This window comes from 'Camptotheca acuminata' phytoplasma, from assembly GCF_041276565.1.
Lineage (GTDB): Bacteria > Bacillota_I > Bacilli_A > Acholeplasmatales > Acholeplasmataceae > Phytoplasma.
Genome location: NZ_JBGGGR010000055.1, coordinates 1 through 23,245 on the forward strand (window position 1 = coordinate 1; position 23,245 = coordinate 23,245).

Here is a 23,245-nt window from a genome sequence, read left to right on the forward strand (position 1 = left end):
CATATTCTAATTCATATTCTAATTCATATTCTAATTCATATTCTAATTCATATTCTAATTCATATTCTAATTCATATTCTAATTCATATTCTAATTCATATTCTAATTCATATTCTAATTCATATTCTAATTCAGTAATGCGTACTTGTAATTGTATAAACTTGTTCTTATAAATTGTTCATTGATTGTTCATGAACTTTATCGATGTCTTTTTTTAATTTTTTTATAATCTTCTTTTTCGTTAAGTTTAGTTTCTTCTGAAGTTAAATTGTCTCCTTTTGCAAAAAAATTGTTTTATGTTCAATTTCTTGATAAAGCGATTCTATTTTCTCGTTTTTTTATTATTATTAATTACAATTATTATTAATAAACTTATTGTAATTAATAATAATTAATAATAATTAATAATAATTAATAATAATTTTTTTCTGCTTTTTTTCATTTTTTATGTTTTCTTAATTTTTTTTAAAATCAACAATAAAAAAAGAAGAATTATGACAAATTACCAACAAAGATTAATATTTTCCAAAGAGGACGATTATAATTTAAATTTTTTGTTTAAGTTACTGATGAAATTATTATAATTTTAATATTAATAATCTTCTTGATATTTTTTTATTGTTTGTTGTAGAGTTTCGAAAAGAAATTATTATGTATATTTTTTAATAGTTTCTATTTATTAGAAGATTTTTTTTTAAAAGTTTTTTTATTAATTTTAATTTAATTTTAATTTAATTTTAATTTAATTTTAATTTAATTTTAATTTAATTTTTTTAAATATAGAAGTTGTTTTTTTAGATAAAAGAATTTTATATTTTTATTATGATTAGAGATATTTTCTAAAATTATATTTTTTATAGAAAAAAATAATTAAATAAAACAAAAAAAGAACATTTTTCAATCTTTTTAAATTTCAAATTTTAAAATTAATCTAATAATTTTAACATTATTTTTTTTGCTTTACAAATTTCATTTTTTTTGTTTTTGTTCCAAAATAAGACAAATAATTAATTTTTTATTTTTCAAAATTAAATTTTTTTAGTTTAAAAAATTAAAAACAGATTCAAAAATATTATTTTTATCATCGGACATAATTATAAATCTTTTTTTAAACTCTTGAAAAAAGAAACATATATTTTTTATATACTTATATATAATTCGATATATCTAATTCAAAATGAATAAAACACAACCAAAGAAACAAAAAATATTTCGTTTCAAAATCCTTTATAGGCATAAACAGTTAAATAAAATAATTTCATTTTCTGATATTTATTTTTTTAAAAATCTTTCATAAAAAAAGAACCAATAAATTAATTATTAAGAACAAAAAATTTTTCTTTTATAATTTCAAATATCAAAAAGACTTAAATATATTATTATAAATAATATATTTTGATTTGAATTTTTGTGATAATACAAAACGAAAATAAAGAATATTATTGAATTAAATTCAATTATTTTTTTCTTTAATTTCGATATTGGAATATTTTATATAGTTGTTTATATATAATATTATTAGGAACATTTTAAAAATATTCTCAATTATTTTTAAAATAATAAATTATAATTATAAATTAAATAAATGATTATATTAAAAAAATGTTTTTTGAAATAATTCAAAATGTTTTTTTAAAATTAAAAATAAATAATTAGATATTGGAGCTTTTGAAAAATAGATGTCAATAAATATCAAAGAAGAAAGTTTAAAAATTCACGAAAAACATAAAGGAAAACTTGAAATTAAAAATAAATTACAAGTTAATAATTTGCATGATTTATCTTTAGTTTATACACCAGGAGTAGCTGAGCCTTGTCTTAAAATTCTTGAAGAACCTGAAAATGTGTATAAATACACAAGTAAAGGTAATAATGTTGCTGTTATCACTAACGGAAGTGCTGTTTTAGGATTAGGTAATATTGGTGCTTTATCTTCAATTCCTGTTATGGAAGGAAAATCTTTTTTATTTAAACAATTTGCAAATATAGATTCTTTTCCTATTTGTATCGATTCTCAAGATCCTGATGAAATTATTAATATTATTGAAAAAACTTCTTCTATGTTTGGTGGAATTAATTTAGAAGATATTAAAGCACCAGAATGTTTTTATATTGAAAAAAAATTAAAAGAAAAATTAAATATTCCTGTGTTTCACGATGACCAACACGGAACAGCTATTGTAGTTGCAGCTGGAATTTTAAATTCTTTAAAAGTAATCAACAAAAAAATACAAGATGTTGAAATAGTTCTCGTAGGTGCTGGTGCTGCTGGAATGGCTGTAACTAAAATGTTACTATTATTAAAACCAAAAAATATTGTTTTAGTTGACAAAGAAGGAATTTTAGCTAAAAATTGTCTTTGGTTAAATGAATATCAAAAAGAAATCATTTCACAAATAAATTTAAATAATGAAACTGGTCTTTTAGCAGATGCAGTCAAAAACAAAGATATTTTTATCGGTGTTTCAAAAGGAAATATTTTAACACCTCAAATGGTTTTAACAATGAAAAAAGATGCTATTGTATTTGCGTTAGCAAATCCAAATCCTGAAATTACATACGATGACGCTAAAAAAGGAAATGCAAGAATAGTTGCGACAGGAAGATCAGATTTCCCAAATCAAATTAATAATCTTTTAGTTTTCCCTGGAATGTTTCGTGGAACAATAGATGCTAAAGCGACTCAAATAACAGAAGAAATGAAATTAGCTGCTGTTTATGCTTTATCTTCAGTAATTTCAGATGATGAATTAAATGAAGATAACATTATCCCTTCTATTTTCGATAAAAGAACAACAAAAAAAGTTGCTGAAGCTGTTTTTAACAAAGCGATAGAAACTAAAATGACTAGAAAATAATTTTTGCAAAAACATAAAATTATATTAATAAAACTTTTGTTTTTCTTTATATAAGAAATATTTTTTTTAAAAAAATTATTGTATAATAAATTTGTGTTTATTTTCAAGTTATATAAAAAATTTAATGAAATATATTTTTTCGAAAATATAAATTTTAATATCGAAATTTGAAAAAGGAGATGATTATATTGATTAAACCATTAAAAGATTATGTTGTTTTACAACATAAAAAAGAAGAAACAAAAAGTAAATCTGGTATTTTTTTAAAATTAAATATGGATCATAAAGAACAAAATGTTGGAATTGTTATAAATTGCGGTCCTCAAGTAAAAGATATAGTTCCGAATAATGAAGTTATTTTTCAAGATCATTCAGTAACTAAAATCAAAATTGATAACGAATTATATTTAATTGTTAAAAGTGAAGATATAATTGCTTTATTATCTTAAATTTAATGAAATTGATAAAAATATTAGTAAAGGAGTATAATATCAATGACAGTTAAAACAATTCTTTTCGGAAAAGAAGCAAGAAAAGAAATTTTAAAAGGAATAGATATTTTAGCGAATACTGTAAAACTAACTTTAGGTCCGAAAGGAAATAATGTTGCTTTAGAAAAAGAAAACGGATTACCTGCTATTATTAACGATGGAGTTTCGATCGCGAAAGAAATCCAACTCGCTAATTCTTTTCAAAATATGGGAATTCAATTAGTACGCGAAGCAGCTACTAAAACTAATGATAATGCAGGAGATGGAACAACAACGGCTATTCTTTTAACTCAAAGTATGATTCATAAAGGATTTAAATATGTTAATTCAGGTTCTAAATCTGTTTTAATTAAAAAAGGTATTTTGGAAGCTTCTCAAAAAGTAATAGAAAAAATATTGCAAAAATCTAAACCTATTGCTACACAAGAAGATATTGCTAATGTTGCTACGATCTCTTCTGGTCAAAAAGAAATAGGACAAATTATAGTTTCAGCAATGGAAAAGGTTACTAAAAAAGGAGTTATCACAATAGGAGAATCCAAAAGTTTCGAAACGGAATTAGAAGTAGTTAAAGGAATGCAATATGATAAAGGTTATTTATCAAGTGTTTTTATAACTAATTTCGCTAATATGTCATCAGAATTAGACAATGCTTTTATTTTAGTAACTGATAATAAAATTAATAATATTAATGAAATTAGTAATTTATTAGAAGAAATCAAAAATAAATCTGTTCCTTTATTAATTATTGCAAATTCATTTGATAATGATGTAATTAATATTTTAGCTTTAAATAAATTTCATGGTGCTTTAAACATTGTAATTACTGAAGCACCAAGTTTTGGAGATAACCAAAAAGAATTACTAAAAGATATCGCAATTTTAACACAAGCTAATTTTATTGATAAAGATTTAGATATGCAATTACAAAATGTTAAATTTGAAGATTTAGGAAAAATAAAAAAAGCAATCGTTAAAAAAGATAATACAATTCTTATAGGAAACGAAAAAAATCAAAAATTGTCGGAAAGAATTGAAGAAATCGAAAATAATATAAAAAATACAACAAGCAAATACGAATTAAAAAATTTAAAATCTCGTTTAGCTAAATTATCAGGTGGAATAGCTGTTATCAAAGTAGGGGCCGCTACTGAAACAGAATTAAAAGAAAAAAAATTAAGAATTGAAGATGCTTTAAATGCTACTCAAGCTGCTGTGACAGAAGGTATTTTAGTAGGTGGAGGAAAAACTTTAGTAGAAATATATAAAGATTTAAAAACTACTTTAACAAATGATAATGTTGATATTCAAAAGGGAATTAGTATTGTTTTAGATAGTTTACTCGCTCCAACTTATCAAATTGCTGAAAATGCCGGTTTTAATGGTGATTCTGTTGTTGAAGAACAATTAAAACAAAAAGAAAATTTTGGTTTTGATGCTGATTGTGGTGAATATGTTGATTTGTTAAAAAAAGGAGTTATCGATCCTACTAAAGTAACAAAACAAGCTATTTTAAATTCAGCATCTGTAACTTCTATGTTCGTAACAACAGAAGCAGCCGTAGCTTCTTTAAAAGATAAAACAAATACATCTAAAAATTCAGATATGAATTCTTTTTAAACAAATATTCTATTTATAATAATTTTTGATTTAAAATAAAAACTTCAATTTATTATTTTTTAAAAATTACATTTTAAAAAAAGATAACTATAAAAAATAAGTTAAATTGTTTATTACAAAAATAAGACAATTTAACTTATTTTTTTAATAAAATAATAAAATTTAATAGTTTAAATTATTAATCAGAATATATTTACAAAAAATATTTATATTTAAAAATAAAACAAAATCGAAAAAGGTTCTATAATTAAAATTATGATAAAATCAAAAAAATATTTAAAACAAAAAAATAGAAAAAAACAAAAACCTAATATAAAAAATAATTTTAAGTTTTTATTTATTTCTTTAATATTTGTTGTGGTTAGTTTATTTTTAGGAATATTACATTTTTATTTTTTGCCGAATCATATTTTGGATATAAATAAAACTAACGGTTCCAAACAAATATATCAATATTTTTCTTTTGCGAAGTATAATTTATTTTTAATTTTTTTTATAATTATTTCTTTTTTGATTAATAAAAAGAAATTTTTTTCTAATTCTTTATTTTTTAGTATTCTTGTGAATTTCTTAATAAATACTTTTTTATTTAATTCTTTTTTAATAAGAGATTACAATATTTATAATTCTGAAATACGTTATTTAAATTTAATTATTTATTATCTTGAATATATTATAATTCCGTTCGCATATGTTTGTTTTTTTTATTTTTTTATAAAAATTAAATTATCTTATAAAGTTTTATTTCATTCTTGGGGTTTGTTTTTATTTTATTTTTTAATACAATTTCTATTAAAAAACCCATTAAATTTACAGATTGAATCATTTTTTCGAGAACAATATATTATTCCTTCTATTCGTTCCCATTCTTATCTTAATTTTTTAAAAATTATTTTAGTCTTTTTATTTTTATCAACATCTCTTTTTTTTCTATATAAAACAAAAATGAAATCAATATTACGTATTTTTTTATTTTTTATAATTATTTTTATAACTTCTTGTTCTTTTTATAATAAAAATGATTGGTTACATGCTAAAAAAGTTCTTCAAAGTAGAACTATGGGAAATGGTCTATTTCCTGAATCACAACAATTATCAGAATATTTTACAAAAGTTTCTTCTTTGGATGAAACAACATTAAAAGATAATGAATATAAAATTTTAGAATTAGGATCTGGTTCCGGAAACGTGACTAAATATTTAGTAGATAAATTTGGAGAAGAAAATATTATTACTATCGAATTAGAAAAAGAATTATGTGACAAATTAAGAGAAGATTATCCTAAAATGACTGTTATTACAGGTAATGCATCAGATTTTATCAATTTAATAAAACCACATACGAACGATGACACAACCAAAATCAAAGGAATTGTTTCTACTTTACCACTCACAATTTTTGATAATACCACTTTTAACCAAATAAATAAAAATATAACATATACGGTTCAAAAAAATAAAATTAATTATTTACAATATCGTTTTAAAATATTCGAAACTTCAACTAGAAAAATTAAAGGTTTAAAAGAAAAAGAAAATTCTTTTTTTATTTCAGAAATGATTATGCCTGTTAGTATCTATATATACGAATAAAATAATTAATTGTAATTATTACTAATAAAAATATAAAATATATAAATTAATTTCTATTTAAAAAAATTAGATTTTCTTTAATTTTATTTTTATAATTATTTATATATTAATAAATTTTAATTTTTTTAATTATTTTTTTTAAATTAAAAACTTTAATTCTAATAAAAATAAAGAAAAACAATAAAAAAATATTTTGTTCAAGGAAGGAATTATTAAAAATTAAAAAAATATGAATACAAAAAAAGAAAAAAAAGTAGCTTTTGTTGTTGATTCAACAATAGGATCGAATATAAATGATTATAATATCTCTGATATGTATATTGTCCATTTAACAATATCTTTAAATGGTAAAGAAATTTCGAACAAACAAGATAATAAATTTTTTTTTGATGCCTTTCAAAAGGGAGACAAAGTGACCACAAGTCAACCTAATCCTCAATTATTTGTTGAAGCTTTCGAAAAACAATTTAAAACTGGATACAAACACGTAGTTTGTATAACGTTATCACAAAAATTAAGTGGTACTTATAATAGCGCTTGTAAAGCTAAAGAAATCTTGAATAACGATAATATAACTGTTATTGATAGCGGAAATATTGGGCCAGGGATATTGTTCACTTTAGAAAAAATTAAAAAATATATCGCTGATACTAATTTAAGTTATAAAGAAATTTTGGATAAAGTTATTAAAGTACAAGATGAAGGAGTTTTTTATTTTTCATTGGAAGATTTGAAACAATTACATATCAATAAAAGAATTAATAAATTTAAATTTTTTATTGGAAGTTTATTAAAAATAAAACCTATTTTACAATTTCACCAAGGTATTCTCACAGTAAAAAAAAATGTTAGAAGTCAAAAAAATTGTTTTCTATATCTAATTAAAAGTATTTTAGAATTCAAAAAAAGAGCTCTTCGACCGATAGATGTAAAATTAATTTACGTTATAAACGATAACGTTGTTAGAGATTTAAAAACAGAAATCGAGAAATTAAAAGATCCGGATATTAATGTTACTATTTTCGGACCTATATCACATATAATATCGACCCATTTAGGTTCAGAAGGATTTGGTTTTTATTTAAATACATCGTTATAATTTATATTTTTTTTAAAAAAACAAAAGAGAAAAAAATATTTTAAATATTTCGTTTCTCTTTTGTTTTTTTAAATTAATTATTTTAAATATTATTAAATTTTATTTCACGTTCTTTTTTTATTTGATTTCTTGATTTTTGTTTAAAATGTCTTTTATTTCTTGAAGTAAAATTATTTTTTCTTTTTCTCTTTTTTCGATTTCTATTTGTAGTTGTTTTTGTTTATTTTCTGAATCATTATTTTTAGTAATTAATTTTTGAAAAAAATAAACTAAAATAGTATATATAAATAAAGATATTAATATAAATTCAAATATATTTTGAATGAAATTACCGTAATTAATAAAAACATTTGGAGCAAGTTCAAAGCGCCAATCTTTAATTGAATATTTATCATTGAATAAATAATTAATAGGTGGCATAATAATATCAATCGTTAAAGAACTAATTATTTTTGTAAACAATTGCCCCATTATAAAAGCAATCGCTAATTTAAGAACATCACCTTTACTAATGAATTGTTGAAAACCAATTTTAAATTTTTTTATTTTTTCAAAACTCATTTTATTTTTTCAACTTTCTTTTTTAATTTTAATTTTAATTTATATATAATATGAGGTATAATAATTAATATATTTTTTTTATAATTATAGTATTTTTTGAATTGATTTAATTTAATTATTCAAATTATTTTATATAAAAAAAATGAGGTGAGTATAAATTTTGAATTTACAACAATTTTTGAATTATTTAGGTTTAAGTCAAAACCCTTGGATAATTATTGTATTAATCATATTAGCGCTTCCAATGTTTCCAGTTTTTATTTTTGGTTTATTTAAAGTATTATATTTTATTTTGTATTTCAATTATAATTTTATATTTTTAAAAAATAAAAGTAATGATAAAAAAACTAATAACGAAAATGATCCTGATTTAAATAAAATTTTAATAAATAATAGTCCTATTCCTAATAATAGCAATAATGTCGATTTAAGCTTAATTGAATTAAAAATGTTAGAATGTAATTATAAACAAAGTCAAGACAAATCATCAGATAAACAACAAATATTTCGTTTAGAAATAGAACAAAAATTACACCAGACTACAGTAGATCAAAAATTAGAATTAATAAAATACGAAAACATTTTAAAAGAACAAAAATTTGAACAACAAATTTTTTATTTAAAACAAGAAATAAAAAGATTAAAAAACGATAATAATAATCTAAAAGAAGATAAAAGTTTTTCTAATAATGAAAATGCAAAAAAGATAGATTTAGATTCTATCAATGAAGCAATTAATAAACAAATCCCAGAAAGTTTAAAAAAAATATTTGATAAAATTTCTGATTTTGAAAATATTCAATTATTTATATTAAATAAATTAATGGATCAACAAAAAAAAGATACTTATTACGATCCTCAAAAAAATATTTTATATATTAACGAAGAAGATTTAGTTTTTGCAAAAAATCTTTTAAATGATAAAAAAAAAGAACAAAAAAGATTAAGTTAATTTTTTGTTCTTTTTTTTTTTTTTTTGTAAAATTATTTCAATTCTAAATATTCTTTAGGTCTTGGTTCTTCTTTTTTTTTATTAATTTTAAGAATCAATAAACCATTTTCTAAATTACCTTGAATATCTTTAATAGTAAAATCATCACCTAAATTAAAACTACGTCTGATAATTCCTTTGATTCTTTCTTTTCTAAGATAGTTAAATCTTTTTTCTTCTTTTTCTTTTTCTTTTGAAGGATGAGCTTCTAAAACTAAGTAGCCATTTTCTAAAAATATTTTAATTTCTTCTTTTTTAAAACCTGGGACTTCACTTATTAAAATGTAGTGATCTTCATACTCTTTTATATCAGATTTCATGACAAAATAAGAATCATTTGAAAAAGAAGAATTTTTAAAATTTTCAAATAAATCTTCCAATAAATCTTGGTTTTTATTAATCAAACTAATAATAGACATTTAAATTTCAACTCCTTTTAATAAATTCAAAATCTTTTTAAAAAAAATTTTATTAAAAAAATAAAAATTTCTTATTATCTGATAAATAAAATTTATCTTCAAATAAGCACAAAATTATTTTAACATTTTTTTTTATTAAAGTCAATTATTTTTTTATTTTAATAATAAATTTTTTTTATAATAAATCTAAAAAAAATGTATAATTATAAATGTTGTTATATAATTATATTATTTTATTATCAAAATGGCGGTTGTGGCGAAGTGGTTAACGCCGCGGCTTGTGGCGCCGTTATGCGTGGGTTCGAATCCCATCAACCGCCCCATCTATAATTTGATTATTTAATATATATTATTTAAAATATTAAATAGGCCCATAGCCAAGTGGCAAGGCAACGGACTTTGACTCCGTGATTCGTTGGTTCAAATCCAGCTGGGCCTGCCAATTTTTTTTATATACGACACAAAAAAGCGCGGATGTGGCGAAATTAGGTATACGCACTAGACTTAGGATCTAGCACCGAAAGGCATGCAGGTTCGATTCCTGTCATCCGTACCATTTATTATTAAAGGGATATGATGTTAACGGCAGCATAACGGTCTCCAAAACCGCTTGTTCGGGTTCGAATCCTGATATCCCTGCCATGTACTATTCAAATAATTTTTTTAATAACTTATAAAAATAAATAAAAAATATTTTTTTGTATATTTTTATAAGTTATTAAAAGGTTATTAAAAGACGATATAAATAATTTATTATTAAAACAAATAATTTTATCCATAAAAAAACGTTTAAAAAAAATCTATTTTTTAAACGTTTTTTTATTTTAAGAATAAAAAAAATTTTGTAATTTTAATAAGCTTTTCATTAAAATTTGAATATCATTTTCGTTATTATGAATACCAACAGAAATTCTAACGGTACTTTTTTCTTTAATTTGATCTAAGGCTAAATTAGCACAATGTTTACCAGTTCTTACGTAAATATTATCTTGAATTAAGAAATTTTCTACATCATGAGAATGTAAATTTTCAAATTTAAAATTAATTATATTATTCGCTCCAGGATTAATAATTTTAATTTGTTTAATGGTTTTTAATTGTTGTGCTATTTTTTGAGTTATATTTTTTTCGTGTTCGTGAATGGTTTTTAAACCAATTTTATTTATAAAATCTAAACTTTTTTCCCAAGCGATAATACCGCTCACGTTCGGAGTTCCTGCTTCCCATTTTAAAGATGAATTATGTAAAATAAATTTATTTTTTTTCACGTCTTCAACACTTCCGCCACCGACAAAAGGAGGTTCAAATTGATTTAAATATTTTTTTTTACCAAACAAAACACCTAATCCAAAAGGGCCATATATTTTATGAGTTGAAAACGCCATAAAATCGATATCTAAATTTTTTACGTCTAATGGAATATGTCCTACAGATTGAGCAGCATCTAAAACAACTAAAATATTTTTTTGATGAGCCAAAAATGTAATTTCTTTAACAGGGTTTTCATATCCTAAAACATTAGAAATATGATTTAAAACTATAATTTTAGTTTTTTCAGTAACTACTTTTTTTAAATTATGCATTTGAATTTTATTTTCTTCATCTAAAGGGACAAAAACAAGATGGGCTTTTTTTTTATTCGCTATTTTCATCCAAGGAAATAAAGAAGAATTATGTTCTAAAACAGAAGTAATAATTTCGTCACCTGGTTCAATAAGAGAAGATAAAACCTGAGATATTATATTTAAACTTTCAGTAGCGCTTTTAGTAAAAATAATTTCTTCTAAATCCGCTTTTAAAAATAAAGCGGTTTTTTGTTTAATTCTTTGGATATCTTCTAAATTTTCAACACATAAAGGACCAAAATTTCTAACACTTAAACCATTATCATTATAAAAATTTGTTAAAGCTTTAATCATAGATCTAGGTTTTAAAGAAGTGGTTGCTGTATCAAAATAAACTAATTCAGGATGTTTTTTAAAAATAGGAAAAAAAGAACGAAAATCATTTTTATTTTTCATAAATAAAATTAATTTTTTTTGTACCTTTCTTTAATAAATATTTTTTTATTCATAAAATTCTATTAAATAAAAAAAATATCTTAAAAAAATAAGTAAAATTATAAAAAAAATAAATAAAATGACTTTTTATATTTCTTTAATAAAATTTTCAATAATAGCGAAATTATTTTCTTTAATAACAATTAAATTTGTTTTAGTATATGGTAATACATTAACAATTCTTTGAGGCGGAACAGCGATAATAAATTGAATATTTAAACTATCATAAAAAGACATCATCGCTTCTATTCTAGCTTCATCCATATTATTAAACGCTTCATCAAAAAATACTAAACATCCTTTGGATTTGTTTTCACCTATTAACAATTGTTCAAAACAAATAGACATAATAATATAAAAAGGAACTTGAGTTTCTCCCCCTGATTTTTCTCTAAAAATTTTGGAGAAAAAAGAAAAATTACCATCTTTATTATAAATTTTAATATCATAACTTAAATAATTACGATAGTCTAAAAAAGCGTAATAGATATTTTCATATTCTTGTTCGAAAGATATTATTTTTTGAAATAATTCATTAATTAAAATATCTTGATAAGAATTATTTTGATCAATTGAGAAATTATTTTTTTCTAAGTCATCAGTTTCTACAAAAAAGAAATAATATTTTTTATATTCTGGATCATCAGAAGGTTTAGCGATAATTTCATAAGAATCATTTCCGAAAGGTCTATTTTTTAAAATTTTGTTTAAATTTTTAATTTGTTGTTTTGCTTCAAGAATACTTTCTTTTAATTTATTAATAAATTCTTCTTTAAAAATAATTTCTGTTTTAGCGCTTAGTTCTTTAGCTTCTTGTTCGTATTGAATTAAATTTTTAGAATTAATTAAATTATATTCTTGAACGAAAAAATTAAAATTATCTAATTTAGCTTCTATGTCAATTAAATGATAATTACTTAAATATGTTTTCATTAAAGAAATAATTTCAAATTCAAAATCGTTTCTTTGTTTTTCAATATATCGATTATTATCTTTAATATTTTTAAAAATTAATTCGTAATTTTCTTGAAATTCATTCATATAACTATGAAATTGTACTGTTGCTGATTCAATATTAATGACTTCTTTTTTTTCTTCTTCTGATAATTGTTTTTTATAAAAAATTAAATCTTCTTCTAAATAAGAAATTTTTTTATCACCAATATTTTCTTTATTTTGTTTATCTGCTATTTGGAATAACAAGCCATCTAATTCTTTATCTTTAATTTGTTTTTCTTTTTTTAATTTATTAATATTTTCTTCTAATTGGAAAAGTTCTGTATTAAGATTTAATTGTTCTATTTTTTCTTTTAAATTTTGAACTTTAACTTCTGTTTTTTCTTTTTCATCAAACCAAGTTAAATATTCTGAATCAATTAAAAAAGATATTTTACTTTTGTTTATTAAAGAAATTAAATCAGTATTTTTATTAAATTGGTATCTTTTTTCCATCATTTCGTTTTTTTGGATATTGATTTCATCTAAAATAATATCTTTACGAATTTTAAAAGAATTAAGACCTATATAAGGAATTTTATATGTTTTAGGATTTAATTTTTTAGCGGTATAATTGCTATACATCATTCCTTCTGGAGTAATAGCGGTTTTGTGTTTTTTTAAATTTTCTATATTTAATTCACATTTAATATGGGATAATAAGATTTTGACATATTTAAAAGCATCTGGATTATCACTAGAAATATGAGAAGCTAAACTATCATTATTATCTGTAATTACTGGAATTTTCTCAACATTCACTAATCCGATGTCATAAATTTTTAATTCGTCTTGTAATTTATCATATATTTTTAAAGCGGAATCGAAATAACGATAATCTATAATTAAATTAAATTTTCTTAATCCTAAAAAACCTTCTATGGCATTTCTCCATAATTCATCTTTAATTTCTATTAATTCACATAAAGGATAAAGAAAAATATTTTTATTATATTTACGATTTAATTTTTCTTTTAATAATCGTGCTATCTTTGTAAAATGATCGTTCCGAGAGACAAAATTTTGATTAATCATCTGTAATTCATAATCATTTTTATCAATTTTTCTTTTTAAAACATTCATTTCTTTTTGTAAATTATCTTGTTCAATATTTAAATTAATTACTTTTTGAGATAAATAATTTGAGATTTTTTGAATATCTTCTTCTTCAAAAGAAACACTTTTTTGATCGTTGGAATTTTGAAAAAAATGAAGAATTTTTTTTATATGTTTTTTAATGAAAACGTCTTCAGTTAAAGTAGCGAAAATGTCTAAAATATTAATTTCTTCTTTAAATTTTTTTTGAAAAAAAGATATTTTTTCTTTTAATTCTTCAATTATTATTTCGTTTTGTTTTAAATCTTTTTGTAACGAATGTAAATAAAAACCTAAATCATTTTTATTTTTATTAGTTTGTAATTTTAAAATATAATCATTTAAATATTCGATATCTTCTTTATATTTACTTTTTTGTGAAGATAAATAACTTAATTCTTTTTGAATATTTTGTTTATCTTTTTTTAAATTTTCTAAATTATTTTCACTTTTTTTAATATAAATAATTTTTTCAGATAAAAGGTTGATTTTAATTTGATTTTCTAAAGATTGAATTTTTTTTTGAACTTCTATAATTTTACTTAATTCTTTAAGTTTTTGTTGTTCTAATTCAATTTGAGTTTCGATTTTTTTTAATTGTTGGACACTATTTTTTAAACTATTGATTTTAATAGGTTGTTCTTCTAATAAAAAATTAAAAATAAATTTTTGTAAATCTAATGGTTTAAAAGCTAGTGCTTTCGGTAATATTCTTAAATACTTACTTATATTGATTTGTAAATATTTTCCGACTGCTACATGATATTGTTTTTTGGTATCAAAAAAATCAAAATCTGGTTGTGAGTTTCTAAAATAATCACGTATTTCTTTAGAATTTTTAGGTTTATTATCAGAAACAAAAATATCTGATTGAATATTTAAACCGTTTATAAGATAAAATGATTCTTTTAAAAAACCTATATAAGAAAGTTCTAAAACACATCCTATCAGAGTATATTCTTTTTTAAAAGAATCATAAAATTCTAAAGAAATATGAGTAATAACATCTTTATTTCTCAAAAATTCTTTATTTTCGATCCCTATTTTGCCTTTAATATAGCTTTCTAAAGAACGTTTAGCGTTATCATTAGCTGCTATATTAAATTTAACTCCGTTTTTTTCACCTATCAAAACATACTGTAAAGCGTCTAATAAAGTAGATTTTCCTGATCCATTTTCACCAGAAATTAAAATATTATCTTTTATTTCGATAGTTTGAGAAACAAATAAATGCCAGTTTATTAATTTTATTTTAGTTAATTTTTTCATTTTAATTATTTTCAGAATTTGTTAATAACATTTTTTGATATTCTTCAATTATATCTAAATCAATTAAATAAAGAATAGAAGGATAAATTTGAATAACCAAATCATCAGTTAAAATGTTGCTATCAGAATAATTAATAACATTGAATCTTTTAAATAAAGTCAAAATATTTTTTATTTTTTCTCTGGTTAACTTCTTAATTTCTTTATAATTAATACTATTTAATTTATAATAAATTTCTTTTAAATATATTTTGATAATATTATTATGTGAAACAACTTCTTTTTTTTCTTGAAATAACATTCTTAATATTAATAAAATTAAGCTTTCTTCTTTTTTTAATTTTAACTTATTAAAATGATGTAAATTTTTAATAAAAATAACTTCATCATATTTTTTAATTTCTAATTCAAAATCAGATAATTGAAAAAAAGAAGAAAAAAGCTCTTTATATAATAAAATAAAACGATAATCATTCGAATCTTCTTTTTTTTGAATAGTTAAATAATTAACTTGAAATAATTTATTGACAATACGTGAAAAAATATTTTTTTCTTTTTCTTGTAACATTCTAAAGTTATCGGAAAAAATATTTAATTCTTTAGTTTTTTGATCCATTATAAATTCCTTTATATAAAATAATATAAATTATATTTTTTTATTTTTGTATCAATAAATTTTTTGTTTTTGGAAATATATAAAAAATAATCAGAAATTAAAACAAATTATTTTCTTTAAAAAAATCATAAAGTTTATTTTCTTCAATACGGGGAGCTTTTAAATTCGCTTTTTCAATAACTTCATCGTATTCACAATTACCCATTACAACTCCGATATCAGCGTTTTCTAACATTTCTAAATCGTTATAACCGTCTCCTGTACAAATTAATTCGTGTTCAGGATATTTTTCTTTAATATTTTTAATACTAGAAAATTTATTAATATCTTTTACGGTTAAATCGATATGTGTGCGCCAATAGTATGCTTGAAAAAGATCTAATTCATCTAAAAAAGGTTTTATTTTGTCTTTATCACGACCAAAAAGATTCAACATAAAAACTTCTTCTTTTAAATGAAATTCATCATCAATAGCGATTTCGAATCTACTTTGCCAAAGTTTTATAATTTCTTTTTGATTATCGTTATTAGAATAAAAAGCAGATTTATCAAAACTAATTGTCGAACTAACAATTTCATTGCCTTCATTAGATAAAAGTTCAGAATGTTTTAAAACTTTTTCGATATTTTCAACAGAAATCGGAGTTTTGTCGATTATCTTATTATTTTCTAAAACTAATGCGCCATTGATCAAAACTAAATATTTAAAACAAGGTAAAAGTTCTTCAACTACTTTTAAATTTCCATGATTTCTTCCTGTTGCGATCCCTAAAACATTATTAGGATTTTTAGACAACTCAAGAATTAATTTTTTGTTTTGAGATAAAACTGATTTATGACTATCACTATATAAAGTTTCGTCAATATCAAAAAAAAACAATCTTTTTTTAATTGTAAAAGTACCTCTTTCGTAAATTTGGGGTTATTTATAAATAAAAAAAATATATTATTTTTTATTATTTATAAAATATTTTTGGTGTGGATAATGAGATTCGAACTCACACGAGAAAAATTCTCACATGCCCCTCAAACATGCGCGTATACCATTCCGCCATATCCACAAAAAATTTGATTTCTTTTATTTTTCAACAAAATTAAAAAAATCTGTTTAATTTAAAAATTAAAATTATTCTAAAACAAAAATATAGGGATAAACTTGATTATCATTTTGTATTTTTTCTACTTCTAAATCAGGATATTCCGTTTCTAAAAAAAACTCTATTTTCTCTAAATTGTCTTTAAAAAATTTCTTCTTATTATAAAAAATAGTTAAAAAATTATTAACATTCTTAATCATCTTTTTTAATAAATTTTGAGTTAATAAAAATAAATCCTTATCATTTTCTATAATTTGTTTTTTAAACATAGAGAGAAAAAAACCGTTAGGTAAATTATTTTCTTTATGTTCGGTTGAATATTTAGAATTAATGATTTGTCCTATTTTTATTTTTTGAATATTATTGTTAATATTTTTTAAATTTTCTTCTAAAGAAAAACTTGTGTCAAAAACTAAAAGAGAACTATAAATTTCTGCAATACTTGTTGTATTTAATATTGTAATATTTAATTCCGATTTTTGTTGAGAAAAATTCTTTAAAATAGGTATTATTTCAGAATCATTTGGTAATATAATAATATTTTCAGCATTCGCCTTCTCTAATATGGTATTAAAATATTTTTCGGAAAAAGATTTATTTTTGAAATCAATAACAAAATTAGCTTTTAAATCTTTAAAAATGTTTTTAATTTCTTGTCCTGAACCGAAAGTGATAACATAATATTTATTTCTTGTTTTTCCCTTTTTTTTCTTATTCAGAATAAAATTTTCATTTTGTTCCTTCATGTTGTCAATTTTAGATTTTATCAATTTACCATAAACTAATAATTCGTTTAAAACATCATCATAATTATTAGTATGAATGTGAATTTTTAATAAATCATTATCTTTTAATAAAATTAAAGAATCACCGTATTTAAGCATTTTTTCTTTATTAATTTCAATATCAAAAGCATCAGGATTATTTAATTGAATAATGAATTCAGTACAATAATAATATTTTAATTCTTTGATACTAGAAATATGATTTTGGTTATCTAAATCAAAAATTTGAATTTCTTCACTTGTATCTTTTAATTCAATTTTGTTTAAATATAATAACATTCCTTCTAAAATCAAAATAAAACCTTGTCCACCGCTATCTACTACGTTGGATTCTTTTAAAATAGGTAATAAACTAGGAGTGTTATCTAATGAAATTTTTGCATTTTCGATAATCAATTGTAACATTTCTTCTATTGTTTCCATTTTGTTTGAATTTTTTTTAGTATTTTCGATAGATTCTCTTAAAACAGTTAAAACAGTTCCTTCTACTGGTTTCATTACAGCCTTATAAGCTTTTTGATAACCACTAACCATCGCATCCAGAAATTCTTCAATGCTAATGTTATTTTTATTCAAATGATTAATAAATTCGTAAATACCAGAAAAAAATTGAGACAAAATAACTCCTGAATTCCCTTTTGAACCTATTAATAAAGAATCCGATAAAATTTTAGCTATTTCTACAATAGAGTTATTATCGATAGACTGAATTTTTTTAACCCCTTCCATCATAGTCATCTGCATATTAGTTCCAGTATCACCATCAGGGACAGGGAAAACATTCATATTATTTATTTTTTGATAGTTATTTTTTAAATTAAAAGTCCCATTTATAATCATTTTTTTGAATAAAATGCCATCTATTAATTTATTTTTGGACATCGCAAAATTCCTTTTTATTCAAATTTCATTATTAATATATAAATCAAAAAATATGAAAATAATTATTTATTTATAAAATAAAAATATTTAATATTGTTTTATAAATAGAAATAAATAAAAAAATTATAAAAAAACAAAACGTATTAAAACAATATATATTATAACATATACCAATATTTTAATAAATAATTATTTTTATGTAAATATGTAAAAATTTGTTATAATTATATAGTGATTTACAACATAAAAAGCAAAGGAACAATAGTCCATTATGAGCAAATGCTATATTACTGGTAAAACTACTTTATTCGGAAATAAGCGTAGTCATGCAATGAATGCTACTAGAAAAGTATGGAAAGCTAATTTACAAAAAGTTACTATTATTAACGAAAAAGGTAAAAAACAAAAAGTATATATATCTACTCGTGCCTTAAAAAAAATAGAATCAAAAAGAGCTTAATCTCTTTTTAATTCTATTTTTTTTATATAAACTATTCTATAATTTTTATTATATTCTCTTGAATCCAAGGAAAAAATGGATTTAATAACATTAAAAAAATAAAAAAAGATAAAATCAAAAGAGAATCGAAACGATCTAAAAATCCGCCGTGCCCAGGTATAATATTGCTAAAATCTTTAATTCCAAAATCTCTTTTTATTTTAGAAGCGATAAGATCTCCTATTGGAGAAATAAAACCACTTAAAATAACAAAAAAAACAAAAAACATAATATTAGTTGGGTTTAAATTTTCCAAATAAAAAGAAAAAACAAGAACGAAAGAAACAATAAAACCGATAAATACACCTTCCCATGTTTTTTTAGGACTCACGGAAGGAAATAATAAATGTTTTCCGAATAAAAGACCACCTAAAAAAGAAAAACTATCACTAGCGATCGTAATAACGAAAAGATATAAAAACCATTTAAAATTTAAAAAAACTAAAGTAAAAAAACAAGCACTACCAATAACTACATATAGTAAAATAAATAAAAGTAAATTTAAATCTTTTATATGAAAATCTTTTAAAAATAAAAATAAAATTAATAATAAGAAAAAAGAAGACAAAAACATAAAAGGAAGATTTTTTATAGATAAAAAAAAATTTTCGAAAATAAAATTATATAAAAGAGTGTTTGTATATTTATCTTTGAACAAATTTTGTTTTTTGAATAAAGACATTAACAAAGATAAAAAATAACAAAAATTTAAAATAACATAAAAAAAATAAATAAATCTTATTTTCTTTTTAAATATTTTTTTCGCATTTAATATCTCAAATGTTCCAGCTAAAACAATCAATAAAGAAAAAAAGAAAGTAAAATAAATAAAAAAAATTGGACTAATTTTAGTAATAATAAGAAAACAAAATAAATTTAGAAAAAAAAGAATTATTCCAATATAAATTTTATTCGAAAAGACTTTTTTATCCATTTTAAATTTTCAATAACTCATTATTTTTTTGAATTGTTTCATTGTCAATCAATTTCATAAATTTGTCGTTTACATCTTGTATTTTTTTTAAAAATGAACCTTCTAAAAATTCATTTAATTTTAATTTTTTTACTTCATCTTTTCCTTGGCGACAAATATTTCTTATAATAATTTTATTTTGTTCTTTTATTTTGTTAACTTCTTTAATTAAAATTTTTCTTTTTTCTTCTGTAGGTTGAGGAAATATTAATTTTATTGTATTACCATCATTTTGTGGAGTAATTCCTAAATCAGAATTCAAAATAGCTTTTTCAATCTTTGGAATCAAAGTATGATCGAAAGGTTTAATATGAATTTGGTTTCCTTCTAAAACATTAATAGTACTAACGTTTTTTAAAATAATATCTGTGTCATAATAATTAACAGTTATTTTATCTAATATTTTAGAATTGGCTCTACCTGTACGAATGTTATCAAACTTCATCAACATAGATTCATTAGTTTGTAACATTTTTTTATCTATTTTCTGTAAAATTTCATTTAATAAATCTTCCATTTGGATTCTCCTTTGAAGTAATTAAAGTTCCAATACTTTCGTTTAAAATAACTTTTTTAATATTGCCTTTGATTTTCATATCGAAAACTAAAATATCGATATTATTTTCCCAACATAAAGTAACTGCAGTAATATCCATAACATTTAATCTTTTATAAATAATATCTTTGTATTGAATATTTTTTAATAAAATAGCATCTGAATTTTTTTTCGGATCTTTATCGTAAACACCTTCTATACCATTTTTAGCCATAAAAATAGTATCTACGCCTAATTCTGCAGCTCTTAAAGCAGCAGCTGTATCAGTTGAAAAATAAGGTAAACCTAAACCAGCACCTAAAATAACAACTCTATTTTTTTCTAAATGCCGAATCGCTCTTTCTTTAATATAAAGTTCTGCTACAGAAGTAACTGGGAAAGATGTCATTGTTCTTGTTTCTATTTGTAACCGATTTAAAGCATCTTGTAAAGCTAAAGAATTAATAATAGTTCCTAGCATTCCCATATAATCTGATTGGCTTCTTTCAATGCCTAACTCTTGTCCTAAAAGACCTCTCCAAATGTTTCCAGCTCCAACGATAATAACGATTTCAATACCTAAATCTTTTATTTCTTTTATTTCTTCAGCTATTTTTTTAACTATTTGAGGATCAATGTTGAATTTTTTTCCTTTTAATGCTTCTCCACTTAGTTTTAAAAGAATTCTTTTAAACATTATTAACCTCTCTTTTTTCGAAAAAATAAATTATTTATTTTATATTATGATTTTTTTAAAAAATTATTTTTTTCCAACTTCAAAAAAATAATATTCAATAATATTAGTTTTATGTATTGCTAAATATTCACTAACTTTTTTTTCTGTATCCATATAAAAAGGTTGTTCTAAAAAACAAATTTTTTCCATAGTAGCATTCAACATATTTTTAACTATTTGATTCATTAATTCGTCTTTTAATGGTTTATTAATATTTTTTTCTTTTATTTGTTCTAATAAAGTATTTCTTTTTTCATTTAAAAATTCTTTATCGACTGTTTCTTTATTTAAAAATTGAGGTTTCATACCTGCTATATGAACTGGTAAATGTTCTTGTGCATCAGGACAAACTTTATCTAAACGAACCAAAGAAGATATTTTTCCGCCTTGATGTTTGTAAAAACCAAAACTTTCTTCATCTTTTTTATAAACTACTTGAATACGAGATAAAACGATTTGTTCTTTAATAACGAAAGATTTTTCTAAAATTAAATCTTTAACAGTTTTACCTTCCCATTGAAAATTTAAAAAACTTTCTAAAGTTGTAATAGACGGATCAGCTTTTAATAAAATACTTCCTACTTCTTCAAATAATTTTTGAAAATTTGAATTCATAACAACAAAATCTGTTTCTGCATTTATTTCATATAAAACAGCTTTATTTCTGTCAATAATAACGTTAGTTAATCCTTCTGTAACATCTTTGGTTTTTTGAGTTTTATAATAATAAAGACTTTTTTTTTTTAATAAAGCTACAGCATCATCAAAATTACCATTTGTTTGTTCTAAAGCTTTTTTGCAATCTGCGATTCCTACTTGTGTTTTGTCTCTTAATTGTTTGATTAATTCAATTGTTATTTTCATTTATCCTTTGGTCCTTTTTATTTCTTATTTTATATTTTTCTTTTTTAAAATAAAAGAATCTTATCTTTTACATAAAAAAAGATGTCAAAATAAACATCTTTTTTATAATTAAATTAAATTTCTACTTAAATAATAATATATTTCTTTAAAAAAATATAAAAAAGAATATATTGCATCGTTTCTAATAAAGATTTATTTTGTATAAATTAAAATAATAGTCGATTATATAATTTTAAATATTATAAAAAGAATCTTTATTTTTTTAAAAAAATATAAATATTTATATAATTTTTATCAAAAAAAAAAAAAAAATAAAAGATTTAAAATTATAATAAAATAATCTAAATTAGTTTTTAAAAATTAATTATTTAATTTATTGAATCAAATTTCTTTATTTTTTATGTTATCTGGAGTATTATTAATATCAATATTTTTAACATTTTTTTGATTGTTTTTCATTTTTTCAGCTTCGATTACTGCGTTCGCAAAAATAGAAACAATCAATTTAACGCCTTTAATAGCGTCATTATTAGCAGGTATAATGTAATCTACTAAATTAGGATCACAATCACTATCTGCAATACCAAAAACTTTAATGTTTAATTTACGTGCTTCATTAATAGCTATGATATCTTTTTTAACATCAACCACAAAAATAGCTTGTGGTAATTTGTTCATTTCTTTAATTCCACCTAAAAATTTTTCTAATTTTTCTCTTTTTCTCGTTAAATTAAGAACTTCTTTTTTAGGTAAGTTTTGCCATAGACCTTCTTTTTCTTGAACGTATAATTCTTTCAAAAAATTAATTCTTTTTGAAATAGTTTGAAAATTAGTAAAAGTTCCGCCTAACCATCTGTGCACAATATAATATTGTTGAGATCTTAGAGCTTCTTGTTTTACGATCTCTTGAATTTGTTTTTTAGTTCCTAAAAATAAAATTTTTCCATTAGATGAAATTAACTCTACCATTTTTTTATAAGCGATATCGATAGATTCCATTGTTTTTTTTAAATCTATAATATGAATTTTATTTCTCACGACAGGAATTCCGTTATCGTTTAAAGAAAAAAGAAAAGGTTTCATTCTGTAATGACATTTTCTAGCAGCATGCCCGAAATGAATTCCTGACTCCAATAATTGTTTAATAGAAACAACAGATGACATAAATCAAAATAAACTCCTTTATTTTATTTTTAATTTTTTTTA

19 protein-coding genes and 5 tRNA genes are annotated in these 23,245 nt (G+C 21.1%); 11 read left to right on the top strand and 13 right to left on the bottom strand.

Going from position 1 to position 23,245, the window contains the following annotated elements; translation table 11 throughout:
• The first annotated feature begins 1,685 nt into the window (after nt 1-1,685).
• The 5 genes from AB6A63_RS02845 (at nt 1,686) to AB6A63_RS02865 (ending at nt 7,661) form a co-directional block, all read left to right on the top strand.
• Nucleotides 1,686-2,858 (top strand): NAD(P)-dependent malic enzyme, encoded by a 1,173-nt coding sequence (locus AB6A63_RS02845; protein WP_370431185.1) that lies wholly within the window; start codon nt 1,686-1,688, stop codon nt 2,856-2,858.
• A 179-nt stretch (nt 2,859-3,037) separates the two neighbouring features.
• The gene (locus AB6A63_RS02850) at nt 3,038-3,307 is read left to right on the top strand and encodes a co-chaperone GroES (RefSeq protein WP_370431167.1); all 270 of its coding nucleotides are present in this window, start codon (nt 3,038-3,040) and stop codon (nt 3,305-3,307) included.
• Between the two features lie 45 nt (nt 3,308-3,352).
• A complete protein-coding gene (gene groL / locus AB6A63_RS02855; protein ID WP_370431168.1) occupies nt 3,353-4,969 on the top strand; it encodes a chaperonin GroEL in 1,617 nt (538 codons plus the stop codon).
• A 255-nt stretch (nt 4,970-5,224) separates the two neighbouring features.
• Complete coding sequence (locus AB6A63_RS02860) at nt 5,225-6,562, top strand: hypothetical protein (RefSeq protein ID WP_370431169.1); 1,338 nt, start codon at nt 5,225-5,227, stop codon at nt 6,560-6,562.
• Nucleotides 6,563-6,791: 229 nt separating this feature from the next.
• Nucleotides 6,792-7,661 carry a DegV family protein gene (locus AB6A63_RS02865; RefSeq protein WP_370431170.1) on the top strand — a complete coding sequence of 290 codons (870 nt, stop codon included), beginning with the start codon at nt 6,792-6,794 and terminating at the stop codon, nt 7,659-7,661.
• A 117-nt stretch (nt 7,662-7,778) separates the two neighbouring features.
• Here the strand turns inward: AB6A63_RS02865 and mscL are convergent, their stop codons facing one another.
• On the bottom strand, nt 7,779-8,222 hold the full coding sequence (gene mscL, locus AB6A63_RS02870; protein ID WP_370431171.1) for a large conductance mechanosensitive channel protein MscL: 444 nt from the start codon (nt 8,220-8,222) through the stop codon (nt 7,779-7,781).
• Between the two features lie 160 nt (nt 8,223-8,382).
• Between mscL and AB6A63_RS02875 the strand changes: the two genes are divergently transcribed.
• Complete coding sequence (locus AB6A63_RS02875) at nt 8,383-9,174, top strand: hypothetical protein (protein ID WP_370431172.1); 792 nt, start codon at nt 8,383-8,385, stop codon at nt 9,172-9,174.
• Between the two features lie 32 nt (nt 9,175-9,206).
• On the opposite strand, the gene AB6A63_RS02880 is transcribed toward AB6A63_RS02875, so the two are convergent.
• The gene (locus AB6A63_RS02880; protein ID WP_370431173.1) at nt 9,207-9,632 is read right to left on the bottom strand and encodes an Hsp20 family protein; all 426 of its coding nucleotides are present in this window, start codon (nt 9,630-9,632) and stop codon (nt 9,207-9,209) included.
• 247 nt (nt 9,633-9,879) lie between these two features.
• On the opposite strand from AB6A63_RS02880, the gene AB6A63_RS02885 reads away from it, so the two are divergent.
• The 4 genes from AB6A63_RS02885 to AB6A63_RS02900 all read left to right on the top strand — a co-directional run bounded on the left by AB6A63_RS02885 (nt 9,880) and on the right by AB6A63_RS02900 (nt 10,274).
• A tRNA-His gene (locus tag AB6A63_RS02885) sits at nt 9,880-9,955 on the top strand.
• A 44-nt stretch (nt 9,956-9,999) separates the two neighbouring features.
• Nucleotides 10,000-10,074: transfer RNA gene (locus AB6A63_RS02890), tRNA-Gln, on the top strand.
• A 28-nt stretch (nt 10,075-10,102) separates the two neighbouring features.
• Nucleotides 10,103-10,188 (top strand) — tRNA-Leu (locus AB6A63_RS02895).
• A gap of 11 nt (nt 10,189-10,199) precedes the next feature.
• Nucleotides 10,200-10,274: transfer RNA gene (locus AB6A63_RS02900), tRNA-Trp, on the top strand.
• Between the two features lie 182 nt (nt 10,275-10,456).
• Here the strand turns inward: AB6A63_RS02900 and AB6A63_RS02905 are convergent.
• The 6 genes from AB6A63_RS02905 to AB6A63_RS02930 form a co-directional block, all read right to left on the bottom strand.
• A complete protein-coding gene (locus tag AB6A63_RS02905) occupies nt 10,457-11,653 on the bottom strand; it encodes an aminotransferase class V-fold PLP-dependent enzyme (protein ID WP_370431174.1) in 1,197 nt (398 codons plus the stop codon).
• A 126-nt stretch (nt 11,654-11,779) separates the two neighbouring features.
• A complete protein-coding gene (locus tag AB6A63_RS02910) occupies nt 11,780-15,052 on the bottom strand; it encodes an ATP-binding protein (protein WP_370431175.1) in 3,273 nt (1,090 codons plus the stop codon).
• 1 nt (nt 15,053) lies between these two features.
• Complete coding sequence (locus AB6A63_RS02915) at nt 15,054-15,668, bottom strand: DUF4194 domain-containing protein (RefSeq protein ID WP_370431176.1); 615 nt, start codon at nt 15,666-15,668, stop codon at nt 15,054-15,056.
• Nucleotides 15,669-15,765: 97 nt separating this feature from the next.
• Nucleotides 15,766-16,548, bottom strand: coding sequence for an HAD-IIB family hydrolase (locus AB6A63_RS02920; RefSeq protein ID WP_370431177.1), 783 nt, complete (start codon nt 16,546-16,548; stop codon nt 15,766-15,768).
• Between the two features lie 94 nt (nt 16,549-16,642).
• A tRNA-Leu gene (locus AB6A63_RS02925) sits at nt 16,643-16,729 on the bottom strand.
• Nucleotides 16,730-16,794: 65 nt separating this feature from the next.
• Nucleotides 16,795-18,432 (bottom strand): DAK2 domain-containing protein, encoded by a 1,638-nt coding sequence (locus AB6A63_RS02930; protein ID WP_370431178.1) that lies wholly within the window; start codon nt 18,430-18,432, stop codon nt 16,795-16,797.
• A gap of 271 nt (nt 18,433-18,703) precedes the next feature.
• Here AB6A63_RS02930 and rpmB point away from each other — a divergent pair, with 271 nt between their 5' ends.
• The gene (rpmB, locus tag AB6A63_RS02935; protein ID WP_370431179.1) at nt 18,704-18,892 is read left to right on the top strand and encodes a 50S ribosomal protein L28; all 189 of its coding nucleotides are present in this window, start codon (nt 18,704-18,706) and stop codon (nt 18,890-18,892) included.
• Between the two features lie 31 nt (nt 18,893-18,923).
• Here rpmB and AB6A63_RS02940 read toward each other — a convergent pair whose 3' ends face one another.
• From AB6A63_RS02940 to rpsB, 5 genes are all read right to left on the bottom strand, one after another.
• A complete protein-coding gene (locus tag AB6A63_RS02940) occupies nt 18,924-19,865 on the bottom strand; it encodes a phosphatidate cytidylyltransferase (protein WP_370431180.1) in 942 nt (313 codons plus the stop codon).
• Nucleotide 19,866: 1 nt separating this feature from the next.
• On the bottom strand, nt 19,867-20,421 hold the full coding sequence (gene frr / locus AB6A63_RS02945; RefSeq protein WP_370431181.1) for a ribosome recycling factor: 555 nt from the start codon (nt 20,419-20,421) through the stop codon (nt 19,867-19,869).
• Nucleotides 20,402-21,136 (bottom strand): UMP kinase, encoded by a 735-nt coding sequence (pyrH, locus tag AB6A63_RS02950; protein WP_370431182.1) that lies wholly within the window; start codon nt 21,134-21,136, stop codon nt 20,402-20,404. Before pyrH ends, frr begins: the two co-directional genes overlap by 20 nt.
• A 63-nt stretch (nt 21,137-21,199) precedes the next feature.
• A complete protein-coding gene (tsf, locus tag AB6A63_RS02955) occupies nt 21,200-22,039 on the bottom strand; it encodes a translation elongation factor Ts (protein ID WP_370431183.1) in 840 nt (279 codons plus the stop codon).
• 381 nt (nt 22,040-22,420) lie between these two features.
• Nucleotides 22,421-23,203: a 30S ribosomal protein S2 gene (gene rpsB / locus AB6A63_RS02960; protein ID WP_370431184.1), complete on the bottom strand. Its 783-nt coding sequence runs from the start codon at nt 23,201-23,203 to the stop codon at nt 22,421-22,423.
• Nucleotides 23,204-23,245: the final 42 nt, after the last annotated feature.